The 13,336-nt window shown below is 35.2% G+C and carries 16 protein-coding genes; all 16 read right to left on the bottom strand.

Translation table 11 applies throughout. The annotated features are described in order from the left end of the window. Positions 1 to 67: 67 nt before the first annotated feature. Entirely contained in the window at positions 68 to 841 is a 774-nt protein-coding gene (locus ACFSCX_RS04100; RefSeq protein WP_377926841.1) for a YlmH family RNA-binding protein, read from the bottom strand. A 90-nt stretch (positions 842 to 931) separates the two neighbouring features. Then, positions 932 to 1,195: a YggT family protein gene (locus ACFSCX_RS04095; protein ID WP_377927072.1), complete on the bottom strand. Its 264-nt coding sequence runs from the start codon at positions 1,193 to 1,195 to the stop codon at positions 932 to 934. 11 nt (positions 1,196 to 1,206) lie between these two features. Continuing rightward, positions 1,207 to 1,659 (bottom strand): cell division protein SepF, encoded by a 453-nt coding sequence (locus ACFSCX_RS04090; protein WP_377926840.1) that lies wholly within the window; start codon positions 1,657 to 1,659, stop codon positions 1,207 to 1,209. Between the two features lie 12 nt (positions 1,660 to 1,671). Next, on the bottom strand, positions 1,672 to 2,349 hold the full coding sequence (locus ACFSCX_RS04085) for a YggS family pyridoxal phosphate-dependent enzyme (protein WP_377926839.1): 678 nt from the start codon (positions 2,347 to 2,349) through the stop codon (positions 1,672 to 1,674). A 7-nt stretch (positions 2,350 to 2,356) separates the two neighbouring features. After that, positions 2,357 to 3,178, bottom strand: a complete 822-nt coding sequence (gene pgeF / locus ACFSCX_RS04080) for a peptidoglycan editing factor PgeF (protein WP_377927070.1) — start codon at positions 3,176 to 3,178, stop codon at positions 2,357 to 2,359. A gap of 115 nt (positions 3,179 to 3,293) precedes the next feature. After that, positions 3,294 to 3,569, bottom strand: a complete 276-nt coding sequence (locus ACFSCX_RS04075) for a YlmC/YmxH family sporulation protein (RefSeq protein ID WP_377926838.1) — start codon at positions 3,567 to 3,569, stop codon at positions 3,294 to 3,296. A 187-nt stretch (positions 3,570 to 3,756) separates the two neighbouring features. Continuing rightward, positions 3,757 to 4,536 carry an RNA polymerase sporulation sigma factor SigG gene (gene sigG, locus ACFSCX_RS04070; protein WP_377926837.1) on the bottom strand — a complete coding sequence of 260 codons (780 nt, stop codon included), beginning with the start codon at positions 4,534 to 4,536 and terminating at the stop codon, positions 3,757 to 3,759. 169 nt (positions 4,537 to 4,705) lie between these two features. Beyond that, the gene (sigE, locus tag ACFSCX_RS04065; RefSeq protein ID WP_377926836.1) at positions 4,706 to 5,425 is read right to left on the bottom strand and encodes an RNA polymerase sporulation sigma factor SigE; all 720 of its coding nucleotides are present in this window, start codon (positions 5,423 to 5,425) and stop codon (positions 4,706 to 4,708) included. Between the two features lie 15 nt (positions 5,426 to 5,440). Continuing rightward, positions 5,441 to 6,358 carry a sigma-E processing peptidase SpoIIGA gene (gene spoIIGA / locus ACFSCX_RS04060; RefSeq protein ID WP_377926835.1) on the bottom strand — a complete coding sequence of 306 codons (918 nt, stop codon included), beginning with the start codon at positions 6,356 to 6,358 and terminating at the stop codon, positions 5,441 to 5,443. A 552-nt stretch (positions 6,359 to 6,910) separates the two neighbouring features. After that, entirely contained in the window at positions 6,911 to 8,035 is a 1,125-nt protein-coding gene (ftsZ, locus tag ACFSCX_RS04055) for a cell division protein FtsZ (RefSeq protein WP_377926834.1), read from the bottom strand. Positions 8,036 to 8,064: 29 nt separating this feature from the next. Next, a complete protein-coding gene (gene ftsA / locus ACFSCX_RS04050) occupies positions 8,065 to 9,339 on the bottom strand; it encodes a cell division protein FtsA (protein ID WP_377926833.1) in 1,275 nt (424 codons plus the stop codon). A 130-nt stretch (positions 9,340 to 9,469) separates the two neighbouring features. Next, positions 9,470 to 9,832 carry a small basic family protein gene (locus ACFSCX_RS04045; protein WP_377926832.1) on the bottom strand — a complete coding sequence of 121 codons (363 nt, stop codon included), beginning with the start codon at positions 9,830 to 9,832 and terminating at the stop codon, positions 9,470 to 9,472. 2 nt (positions 9,833 to 9,834) lie between these two features. Then, positions 9,835 to 10,557 (bottom strand): DUF881 domain-containing protein, encoded by a 723-nt coding sequence (locus tag ACFSCX_RS04040; protein WP_377926831.1) that lies wholly within the window; start codon positions 10,555 to 10,557, stop codon positions 9,835 to 9,837. A 16-nt stretch (positions 10,558 to 10,573) separates the two neighbouring features. After that, a complete protein-coding gene (locus tag ACFSCX_RS04035) occupies positions 10,574 to 11,278 on the bottom strand; it encodes a DUF881 domain-containing protein (RefSeq protein ID WP_377926830.1) in 705 nt (234 codons plus the stop codon). Beyond that, positions 11,262 to 12,068, bottom strand: a complete 807-nt coding sequence (locus ACFSCX_RS04030) for a cell division protein FtsQ/DivIB (protein ID WP_377926829.1) — start codon at positions 12,066 to 12,068, stop codon at positions 11,262 to 11,264. The genes ACFSCX_RS04035 and ACFSCX_RS04030 overlap by 17 nt, the downstream gene beginning before the upstream one ends. A gap of 288 nt (positions 12,069 to 12,356) precedes the next feature. Next, positions 12,357 to 13,265: a UDP-N-acetylmuramate dehydrogenase gene (gene murB / locus ACFSCX_RS04025; RefSeq protein ID WP_377926828.1), complete on the bottom strand. Its 909-nt coding sequence runs from the start codon at positions 13,263 to 13,265 to the stop codon at positions 12,357 to 12,359. Positions 13,266 to 13,336 lie beyond the last annotated feature (71 nt).

Raw genomic sequence — 13,336 nt, 5'->3', positions numbered from 1 at the left:
TATATTACAATTATAATCTTATTTCGACAAAATGGTATCGATTCCTGCTAAAAAACGAAAATATTTGTCATTTAATTCTACCAATCAATAATTTCCATTTATCTCGTTTTGTTTTACCTTCGATTTGTAAAATTTTGACCCTTCCATTTCCTCGTACTGATATCATATCTCCTTCTTTACATTCAAATGAGATTTCTTCAACATGTTTCCAATTTACTTTTGTGTGACCACCCTGAATATATGGCAATGACTTTGTTCTCGAAAGATTAAACGCTTCAGCAACAATAACATCGAGCCTTAATGATGATACCGTACATATTTCCTCGATCCACTGTTCCTGAACCTGGATGATTTCTTTTAGCTGCAGAGGTTCAAGTGATACCTTACTTTTTCCAATTGACTCGAGATTCATCAAGACAAAGTTTGCTACTTCACTTGCTATTACTACTTGAACAATTCCATCTTTAATCAAAATGTCTCCAAACTTCCCTCGCTTAAGCCCAATACCCATTAAGGATCCTAGCACTTGTGGGTGCTCTATTTTTACAAATTTTTGTGGGTAGTTTATTGCATAGAGTGCTATTTGGAAATCTTCTTCTCTCGGTTCATAAAAGCTTGGAAAAATAAGAGCACGTTTTCTTTCCACATACTCACTTCCACCAAAGCATACATAGTTAACTTCTGAGTCCTGGCCTATTACACTACTCAATATTTGTTGCTCTCTAGGATCAAGAAAGTCAGTTAACTTCGGACTATATTGAGCGATTACCCCATCCTTCCATTCCATTACATGATCAATAAAGGAGTGTTCTTCTACCCGAAAGTGTTGATATATATTCATCGATTTGCTCCTAATTATATTGTGTTAACGATTCTTATTACCCTAGAATTTAACAAATAAAAAGAGGACCTATAAGATCCCCATTTCCGTTTAAATTAAGCCAAGCATATCAAATAGAGAGATTAATCCTCGACTTGCAAAATTCAATAAAAAAATCGCAACAATTGGTGAAATATCAATCATTCCAAGTGGTGGAATGATTTTTCTAAATGGCTCTAAGTACGGTTCACAAATTTTAGCTAATAGCTGTCCAAAACCTGATTCACGTGCATTTGGAAACCAGGAAAGGAGAATGTAGATAATTAGTGCATAAGAATAAATTTGAATAATTTGCAAAAGTATATTTAATACCATACTCACGCTGTTTACCACCTCTTCTCAGAATAGTCTTCTTCAGGCACATAGTCTGATATACTTCCTGCAACATCAACGTTATCTGGAGTACATAAGAAGATATTACTTCCAATTTTTTGAATATCTCCACCTATTGCATAAACAGTTCCACTTAGAAAGTCAACAATTCTCATCGCTTGGTCATGTGATATCCTTTGTAAATTAATTACAACAGAACGACGATTCTTTAAATGATCTGCTATATCCTGAGCTTCTGAGTATGTACTTGGTTCAAATAATACCATTTTTGCAGATGATTTTGGTACACTTTGTAAATTGACAATATTTTGCTTTGTTGGTTGATGTTTGGCTGAACGAGATATAGGTAGGTCCTCTACCTCTAGTCTATCATGATTATGTTCTTCATTATAATCATATTCATCATCTAATGCGAAAAAACTTTTAAATTTAGTTTTCATGCTCATTGCTTTTTCCTCCTAAAATTCCTTACCTACAAGAGAAGTTCCAATACGTATAAACGTCGAGCCTTCTTCAATGGCAATGTCAAAATCATTGGACATTCCCATTGATAATTCAGTGCAAGGGACATTTATGATTTGTAGTGCTTGTACACTTTTCTGCAATTCTTTCAGCCTTTTAAAGCAATTTCTTAGAATGACTTCATCCTCTGTAAAGGGTGCCATTGTCATCAAACCGACAACTCGAATTCGATCGTAATTTTGGATGGTATTAATAAATGGTATTAAGTCTTTATCAGGCAGACCGTGCTTTGAATCTTCTCCAGAAGTATTTACCTGAACAAAACAATTCACGATATGTTCTGATCGTTTTTGGATTTCTTCTGCAAGGGAAAGACGATCTAAAGAATGCAAGTAATCAATTTTATGAATGATATTCTTCACTTTTTTACTTTGAAGCGTTCCAATAAAATGCCACGTCACGTTTGCATCAATTTCATTATATTTTGAAAGAAAGCCTTCTTCACGATTTTCCCCAATATGAGAAATTCCAGCTTGAATTGCTTCCTTCGCCGTTTCCAAGCTGACATACTTTGTAACTGCAATCACATTTATTTCATCGGGGCTCCTATTAGCCTTCCTACAAGCATCGACTATTCTTTTTTGAATTTCAGCAAATTTTTCTTGAACAGACAAGCTAACATCAAGCCTCCCTTATCCCAATAAAACTCATCATCCTACCAGTTGTTCCTTTATCGCGACGATGTGAAAAAAATAATTGTTCGGCACAAGAAGTACAATAGGATGTGGTGAGTATATTTTCTTCTATAACACCAGATTTTAGTAGTACGTCTTTATTTAGTCTTGCTAAATTTAATTGGTATTGACCTGGGGACGTTTGATAATAATAATGTTCTCCACCTAGCCCCATATTTCGAACTGCTTGAATCACAATGTCATCAACAGTATAACAACAATTTTGAATGGAAGGACCTATAGCTACTAAAATGTCTGTAGAATCAATATGTTCATTTTTCTGCAAGGTCTTAATCATATTTTCGGCTATTTTTTTTACGGTGCCTTTCCAACCAGCATGCGCTAAACCGATTACATTGTGTTTTGGTGCAAAGAAAAATAACGGTACACAATCAGCATAACAGGAGGTTAATAAACAGCCTCTTTCTAATGTGTAAAATCCATCAGTACTTTCGATGCTGTTTTCGTAATCATACACACCTTTACCTATATCCTTTGATTCTACTTTTACTATTTTAGCATCATGTACTTGGTCTGCACATACCCAAGTAGATAGAGGAAAATCAAGAATCTCTCCTATTCTTCTTCTATTTTGATGAACATGATCAATCTTATCATGGACATGTAGGCCCAAATTAAGACCAGTAAAGGGCCTTTCACTAAATCCACCTATTTTAGTTGTAAATCCAGCAACTAATAAAGAGTTTAGCTGTTGCCATTGATCAATTGTAAGTACTTCAGGTGTAATAGGTTGAAAGGGTTCTTTGATATTCATATGATAGCTCCTTTAGCTGCCTGAACATCAGCAAAAATAATATCCATATAAGGGATTATATCCCTTCGACACTATTTTATCATAAATGTCTATTATTGGGGAAATTCATTTAGTATATTTGTTTTTGACCTTCTTGATACTCTTCGGTCGATTGGTAAAAACGAACAAGGATAACATCTGTTCCAATCTTTACGATGTTTCTCCATGGAATGACGACCTCTTCATCTTTACCAAAGATACCAAACATTTTTCCACCTGTTGAAATAATGATAGAGTCTATTTTACCTGTTGTTGTATTAATTTCTAAATCACCAATATTCCCAAGCTTTCTCCCATCAGCTACATTTACAACATCCTTTATTTGAAATTCTGAAATTCTGACCATTTTACCTTCACCCTTTCAAAGATCCATCTCATACCCGATATAAGATATTCATAATCTATATATTACATCTATATGATAAGAGTGAACGTATTCATTCTTAGAAAATCTAGACAACAACGAAGACTATATTAAGTACTATAGGTAGAAACTTGTACAAATAAAAAGAACTGCCTCTAATTGACAGTTCTTATGATTGAATATTTTTATTCATTTGTTTAATCGCTGCTTTTTCTAGCCTAGAAACTTGTGCCTGTGAAATTCCAATCTCTTCAGCAACTTCCATTTGAGTTTTCCCTTGGAAAAATCTTTTACGAAGAATCAGTTTTTCACGTTCGTTTAATCGTCTCATTCCTTCTTTTAAAGCTATTTCTTCAATCCATTGAATATCCTTGTTTTTATCATCACTTAATTGGTCCATGACAAAAATCGGGTCTCCACCATCATTATAAATTGGTTCAAATAATGATACAGGGTCTTGGATTGCATCCAATGCAAATACAATTTCTTCATGTGGTACGTCTAATTCCTTAGCAATTTCTTCTGCGGTTGGTTCTCTAGATGCTTGACTCATTAGGCGTTCCCGAACCTGCAACGCCTTATATGCGATATCTCTTAAAGATCTGGAAACCCGAATTGGATTATTATCCCTTAGGTACCTTCGAATTTCTCCAATAATCATCGGTACAGCATATGTTGAGAACTTAACATTTTGACTTAAGTCAAAATTATCAATCGATTTCATCAATCCGATACAACCGACTTGAAATAAATCATCAACATATTCTCCTCTATTATTGAATCGTTGGATGACGCTTAGAACAAGACGCAAGTTCCCGTTTACTAATTTCTCTCTTGCTGAAATATCGCCGTTTTGCATTTCTGTGAAAAGCTTTCTCATCTCATCATTCTTAAGTACTGGAAGTTTAGAAGTGTCTACACCACATATCTCTACTTTATTTCTAGTCAATTCTTTCCCTCCTAACAGGAGTTGCTGTACAAAGTAAAGTATCTCCTTTGAAGGGAAATTTATGCACATAGAAAAAAGGAGCATGATGCTCCTGTTAAAATAAAGGTGAGTTCAGTGCTTGAGAATACTCACTCTTTGTCCCATAAAAATTTTTTCTTATTTTTTTATCTCAGACCATTTTATTAAATTCTTTTCTTAACCGCTTAATGATTCGCTTCTCTAGACGAGAGATATATGACTGTGAGATACCTAGCATATCCGCAACGTCTTTTTGCGTCTTCTCTTCTCCTCCAATTAATCCAAATCTAAGCTCCATTATTTGCTTCTCCCGGTCATTTAACTGATGAAGAGCTTTAATCAATAGTTTCTTCTCAACATTTGCTTCTAAATCCTTGGTAATGATATCATCTTCAGTTCCTAGTACATCTGATAAAAGAAGTTCATTTCCATCCCAATCAATATTTAACGGTTCATCAAAAGAAACCTCAGAACGAATCTTATTGTTTCGACGTAAGTACATTAATATCTCATTCTCAATACATCTAGAAGCATATGTAGCTAATTTAATTTTCTTTTCAGGGTTAAAGGTATTGACTGCCTTAATAAGACCAATGGTTCCAATGCTGATGAGGTCTTCAATATTAATTCCTGTATTTTCAAATTTTCTGGCAATGTATACAACAAGTCGTAAATTTCTCTCAATTAGAATAGATCTAGTAGCCTTATCACCATTTGGGAGTTTTCGTAATAATATTTCTTCTTCCTCTTTTGTTAAAGGAGGCGGTAAAGCTTCGCTCCCACCAATGTAAAATATCTCATCTGTTTTTAATCCAAGTTTAATTAGAAGTTTATACCACCAAACCGTTACCCTGATTTTCCAATGTTTCATTATAATGTCTCCTCCTTATGCAGATTGTATAGATGATTGCAAAAGCATTTTAGGATGTATAATACAGTCGAATTCATCGTCAGATGAAAGGGATATTTGACTTAATCCGATAAGGACCTTATGAATATCAATTACCTCATGACCCTTTCTTATCTGAACCATATCTGGCTTAAGGGCAATTAAAAATTCATGATTTTGTCCAACACCTCTATATGGAATGATTCGAAGACGAGATTCCCAAGGATGATTTGTTTGTACCGTTGTCATAGAGTCTAAGTTGTCTGATTTTTCAATAATTTCAACTGGTAGAAATCCCTTTGCTCGATTTATATCTAAAATCATGACAGGTGTTTTTGTAATAGGATCATACAACTGATTACCTGTATCAACCAGTCCTTTCAAAGATATAGTACTTGTTTCTATGCTAACAGAGACATCAACTAGTTGATCAATATGAACTTGTCTAATCTCAATATCTTCTATTCTACTTTTAGAAAAATACCATAATATAGGGAAACCAATTAACACAAACCCCCAGCTAATAGGGCTGCCAAGCCCAGAGCTTTTTGTTGCCATCACTCCATTTAGCACCTCAAATTCGGAGTTTAAGAAAAAGTGAACGCCTACCATACCTCCTCCCAATAAGAATGTAGAAAAATAGAACGTTAACAACGCTTGCATAAAATATCGGAAACGTTTGAATCCAAATGCTGTTAAGATCATGATGATTGAATACATTAGTTTCATACTAGGGTGATTTACGATTGTAAAGTAAGGAGTCACTATAAATAATACGACCGTCGAACCGATAAATGCACTTAAAAATAAACGCCATTTTGATACTTGTCGCTTAAGAATAACAGCTGTCAAGAGTAGCAGCGATGCGTCAATACAGAGGTTTAATAACCAGATCGCATCTAAGTATACTGTCAAACTAAAACACCCTTTACTGGTAAACTATGAATAGAAATAATATTCCTACTCCTTGTAAAAACTAGTATATAGTACATTCTAGTTGGAAGTCTGTCAGTTTATGCCGACAATGAAGTAGAAATTTTGGGAGATTTATTCCTTTTTTGTCAAAATCCGCTTTTAAGCTTATACGAGTATATTAATTGTGTTACGTTCGAACAAAAATTGCGCAATCATATGACTTGGCGACGGGACTAGATTATGAATGCAAAAGTAATAGGATAGTATAAAAGCACTTATACTTTCCTATATTTGGAACAAACGTCTCAGTGCGCCCCGTTCACCTAAAGCAGAACAAATGTTCTGGCATGAAAAAAAGGGTGGTTTTCCCTTTTATTCATGACATGTTTTTGACCTCGAGTAGGATGAAATGGCAAAGATCGTCGCTATTTCATCTTGGCTGGGCGCTGAAGCTAGATTTAACAGTAACTTTGTATAAACTAACACGAGAAACTTATACTTTCTTAGCTTACAAAAAAAAATCAGTAGAGTTTTCTCTACTGATTTTTCTTTCTATCTACGACGATTTCTATTTCGCAAAAATGTCGGTATATCAAGCGTGTCTTCTGCTTGTTGATGACTATGGTTTGTAGCTGTGTCTTCACGCTTTATTTCACGTTTTAATGAAGGATTTGCAGATTGTTTTGTTCCTTGCAGTGAAGGTCTTGGTTTTGGTTCAGAAACATTGTCATCAAACCCTGTCGCGATAACTGTAACCACAATTTCATCCTTCAAATTATCGTTTATTACAGATCCAAATATCATATTTACATCATGATCTGAAGCTGATGCAACAATGTCCGCAGCTTCTTGGACTTCATATAAGCTTAGGTTCGAACCACCTGTAATATTCATTAGTACACCTTGTGCTCCATCAATAGAAGTTTCTAATAATGGGCTTGAAATTGCTCTCTTTGCAGCCTCAGCAGCACGATTTTCACCAGTGGATACTCCTATTCCCATTAAGGCAGAACCTTTATTTGACATAATGGTTTTTACATCCGCAAAGTCTAAGTTAATTAACCCTGGGACAGCAATTAAATCCGAAATACCTTGTACCCCTTGTCTTAGTACATTATCGGCTTCACGGAAAGCCTCTAACATCGGAGTATTTTTATCAACAATTTCAAGAAGACGATCATTAGGAATGACAATTAATGTGTCAACTGCTTCTTTCATTGCACTGATACCACCAGCTGCTTGTCCAGAACGTTTTCTACCTTCAAATGTAAATGGTCTTGTAACAACACCAACTGTTAAAGCACCTAAGTCTCTTGCTATTTGAGCAATTACAGGAGCAGCACCTGTTCCAGTGCCCCCTCCCATTCCGGCAGTTACAAATACCATGTCTGCACCTTTCAAAACCTCTTCAAGTTGCTCACGACTCTCTTCTGCAGCCTTTTTTCCGACTTCAGGATTCGCCCCTGCCCCTAAACCTCTTGTTAGTTTACCACCGATTTGCATTTTCACTTCTGCTTTTGATAAGTTAAGTGCTTGAGCATCTGTATTAACTGCAATAAAATCAACACCTTGTACACCATGCTCGATCATTCTATTAACCGCGTTGTTTCCACCGCCACCAACACCTATTACTTTTATTGTAGCTAATTGATCTAAATTTGTATCGAACTCCAACATTGTAGATCCTCCTATTTTACCAAATTCCGTTACTCAAAGAAGTAGCCAAAGAATTTCTTCACTTTATTTTGTATGTTGTCATCTTGTGATTTAGCTTTTTTAACAGGTTGATTCTTTGGTACTCTTTTTTCCATAGGATCAACCGATACAGAAGCTCCGATCTTTCTACCTTGTAGTTTTGCATTTTTATGTGCAAAGTGGATTAATCCTACACCAGTTGTATATTGTGGTTCACGAACACCAATATAGTCAGGTAATGCTATTCTAACATTATTATTAAAAACTAGTTGTGATAATTCTAATACACCCGGCATTGTGACAACGCCACCAGTTAAAACAAAGCCCCCTGGAAGTTCCTTGACACCAAGTTTTCTAATTTCTTGTTGAACAAGCTCGAGTATTTCTTCTAGTCTTGCTTCAATAATATCAGAAATTTCTAATTGGCTGTATTGTTGATGTTGATCACTACCAATAGTTGGGACACTGAACACTTCCTCATCTGATGCTAAATCGTAGAATGCATGTCCATATTTTACTTTGATTTTTTCAGCGTCTTCTGTCGAAGTTCTAAGTCCAATTGATAAATCTTTCGTAATGTGTTCACCACCAACTGGAACAACAGTGGTAGCTTGAAGAACGCCATGATCAAAAATTGAGATATTTGTACATCCGCCCCCAATATCTACAAGGGCAACACCTAGATTTTTCTCATCTTTTGAAAGAGCAATAGATGCTGATGCCAAAGGCTGTAAACATATATCAGTTATTTCTAATCCAGCACGTTCTACACAGCGTAATAGATTATGTAAGATTGTTTTTGAACCTGTAATGATCATTCCTTCCATTTCAAGACGAACACCAATCATACCTCTTGGGTCATTGATTTCATCCAACCCATCTACAATGTATTGAACGGGAATGACATCAATTATCTCTCTTTCAGGGGGAATTGATACAACTTGAGCAGCTTCTTTTACACGAATAATATCTTCGTTTGTAATTTCTCTATTCTCACTAGAAACTGCTACTACTCCATGACAAGGTTGCAGATGAACATGATTTCCTGAGACACCAACTACTACCCTGTTAATTGCAATTCCTACCATTCGTTCTGCCTGCTCTACTGCTCGTTTAATAGAATGAACCGTTTCATCTATATCAACAATCGTACCTTTACGTAATCCTTCGGATTTTACATTCCCTACACCAATAATGTTTAAGCTATCATGTAGCATTTCCCCTATAATAACTTTCACATTGGATGTACCGATGTCAAGACTTACGAAAATTTCATTGCTGTTCATTCTATGGCACCTCCCCTTAATCTCCTGCTCCCTATATCGTTAAAGAACAACAATTTTTTTACATTCTAATAATAAATTTATCACATAAGGAAAATATTCAACATACACTAGATTTTCCCTCTATAATAATTCAATTTTTTTCTATTTTTTCTCGAGATACGGACCATTTAGAAATAAGTATCCGCCTAATGACTGCTATGTTTTGGAAAAGTCTCACACCAAATGCAAAAACAGCAGCCAAATACAAGTCTACACCAATATGTACACCAAGAAAAGCTAAACTTGCTGCCAATACAATATTAAAAAAGAAACCCGATACAAACACTTTTTCATCATATAAGTTTTGCAAATGTGCTCTTATGCCTCCAAACAATGTGTCTAGTGAAGCAAGTACTGCAATTGATAAATAATTGGAATACTCATCTGGAATTCTAATTTCAGAAAGTAAGCCTAATATGACGCCAATAATTAACCCTACGAGTGGAAGCCACATAATTAAGATCCCCCCTTCTCGCTTTTAACAGGTTCCATAAATTTAATGCGGATTGTTTCATCGTAGGCCGGAATAGTTACTTGGCTTGTCGGAGCCGATATATCAAGTTTCAACCGCTCTAGTTCAAATTCAAATTCTATAGACTCTGATACAATCATTCGATTATATAGTTTTTCTGCATTTTTTGATATAACTCTTACTTCAATAGGAACACTTGGGAGCCTTACATTGTTAACGGTCGTAAACCGATTTACCTCTCGAATTGGTGTTGTGTTGGTAATCCTTTGTCCATGAATAGAAATCTCATCTGCACCATTTATATTTAATTCATTGATTAATCTTCTTAACAATTCTGCAGATACTGTCGGAGAGACCTGTCCTAGCATTGGCTCCTCAAAAATATCCTTTATTGTAATAATAATCCCTTCTCCAGAAACATCAGTCAGACCAGCTTCCTCTTTTAATTCTTGAAGAGTCTCTTTTAATGCTAACTCCTTGCTTTGTTGTCGCTCAGACTCATACTTCGTTAATGCTTGTTCATATTTCCTTATTTCCTTTATTAGTTCAGTCTGTACTTCTAGCTCTTTTTTAATTGCTTCTCTTAATTCCCAAGCATCCCTTGTATCACGTACAAAAGGTTCCTTTGTTGTTGAAAATTGAATTGCCAACATGAAACCGATAAGGACTGCAATAGAAGTAAAAATATAAATGTTCTTAGAACCCACAAAAAACCACCTTCAATTATTCATTTCCTTTACTTAGAACGGCTTCCAATGCCAGTGTTTGTTTTTTCTCTACTTTCACATTAATATTTTCACTAACTAGGTGGTCCACGACTCCCCCTGTCATATTTAATGCAGCATTTAAAATATCTGGATCACCAATTGCACTTATAGTAAAAGGGGCAGGGTATTGGGTACCATCTACACTTATGACAGGTCCAATACAAAGGATAAATGAATCATGAAAAATACGTTGGCCATTAATTGCAATAGCATCAGCACCAGAAATAAGCAATTCATTAATAACCTTATGTATATGACTTTCATGAACAATGTAATTGTTAATATTTGCTTCTGAAGGAATGTAAGATGCGTCCTCCAACGTAACTTCGATACCTTTACCTTGGACACGAACCTCTCCCACATACATTCTAAGCTTTTCAACATCTTCTACTAAATTAAAAAGTACTTGCTCCTGAGTTCCTAAACTTTCCTCGACTTTCCGTACCTGCTCTTGTACTTCGAAGAGTTCCTGCTGAAGGTTTCTGTTTTTCTCTTCTTGCGCAATTAAAATATTTCGATATTCATATTCCCTTTCCCATTGTCGGTCAGTTACATTACCATTTGCATTTTCACTTTTCGTAAACTGATAGGAAAAGGAAATCATAAATCCTAGCACAATACATACAAATGAAAGGATTACATGCTTACCCTTCACTTTCATTTTCTTTCACTTCTTCCATTTCAGTTTGTTCTGCTGCTTCTGTCTCGTAAGCTTCAAAATAATAGGCAACTTCTAAATGAATAATCCCTTTTAAATCCTTATCTAACTGACTAGCAATTGATGGGTATGCACTCATTTTTTTTGCAAAATCCCGTATTGTTGAACTTACTTCTCGTCCGTCATTCATAAACAACGTGATATGTAAATCGTCCGTGTCAGATGGTGTATGGTGAATTTCAGAGATTAAGCCTGATATTTCTTTTGATAATAACGAAAGCTCAAAGGCCATTTCTTGCAATTCTGCACCTGATTTCCAATTCATCAGGATCGGTGCATCCGATGGAACGGTAGATCCTTCACTCGATGAAAGAATCGTACCATCCTCTAATATTGGATCATAGTGTCCGTCCTGTATGCAATAGCCTACTCTGATAAGTTCAGTAACAGAGATGACGATTTTATTTGGAAACTCTTTTGTTATTGAAACGTCTTTAATTTGCACATTTTTCTTTTTAATATGGCTAATTATTTTATGTTTTTGTATATTCCAAAAGCTCGTCTCACTTGATATACCACTTAAATTAATAATTTCTTCACTTGAAATGTGGCGATTGCCAATAACTTCAATTGTTTTAACATGACTTAAAGGAGATTGAAAATATAAAATGCCAATAATTAAAAGAAAAAACATAGAGACATATAGAATTAATCGACGATTGGCTTTCTGTCTACGTTGCGTTTTAAGCTTTGGAATTCGATCCTCAAGCGTAACAACTTTACTCCTATTCATCATTATTACCACCTAAATAGATTCTACTAGTAAATATGAAAGTAAATAAATTTTGATATCTTTAGACAATTTCACTAAAACCATACCCTATGGATGGGTTAATTGCATCGTTTTTCTTATGTTTGGGTTGTTTTAATACTTAATAATAGGGGAGATTAATCACACAATGCAAATCGAATAAACGTTCCTTTTATCAAAAAAATATAAACGGCAATGTTGCATACCGTTTATATAAAATACACGAAGCATTGTTTCTAAATTATAGCATATTACTCTATAATTATGTGATTATTTTCTCCCAACAATTTCAACTTCTGTGTGAAGATCAATATTATATTTATGTTTGATTTGCTCTTGAATATGAGCTATTAATGAATGAACATCTTTTGCCGTTGCATGTCCTTTATTAACAATAAAATTGGCATGCATCTCAGATACTTGTGCTCCTCCAATTTGATGGCCTTTTAATCCTGCCTCTTCAATTAATTGGCCAGCATAGTTTGGAAGTGGATTTCGAAATATACTACCTGCACATGGGAAATTCCAAGGCTGAGTATTACGTCTATAGTCCTTATTTTTTTGTAATGCTGCCTTAATTTCCTCAGGACTTCCCTCTTTTAATTGTAAGATAGCCTCTACACAAATTCCAGGTCGTTCTTTTTGTAGTATAGATGTTCTATAAGAAAAATGAAGCTGATCTTTTGATAACCATTCAGTCGAACCATCCTCAAACAACACATAGGCCTCTTTAACAATTTCAGACATATCAGAACGATGGGCACCTGCATTCATATAAACGGCACCACCAATAGACCCTGGAATACCTGCAGCAAACTCTAGACCAGATAATCCTTTTCTAGATAATATCGTTGCCAATTTTACGATAGGATACCCTCCACCAACCTTAATAATCGTTCCATCGATTTCTAGGGAATCTAATCCGTCCCCCATCTTTATGACAACTCCGTCAATTCCTTCGTCTGAAACTAAAAGGTTTGAGCCTCTACCGATAGCTCTCCACTTTACACCAGCATCCCGAATTACCTCCATTGTTTTTTCCAATCCTTTAATAGAATCGGGTTCAACAAAGATATCCGCTGGTCCACCTATTTTCATTGTTGTATGATTTGATAACCGTTCATTCTGTAGAACCTTTCCAACTTGTAATTCACGAAGTCTGTTTGCTAACTTTTCCATAATGACCTCCTAAACAGATTCGCCCTACACCCTTATTAGTATACTATGCACGTAGTAGGCGAATGTACATT

The sequence above is a fragment of the Bacillus salitolerans genome, assembly GCF_042680805.1.
GTDB classification, from domain to species: Bacteria; Bacillota; Bacilli; order Bacillales; family SA4; genus Bacillus_CJ; species Bacillus_CJ salitolerans.
This window is presented reverse-complemented; position numbering and strand designations above follow the sequence as displayed.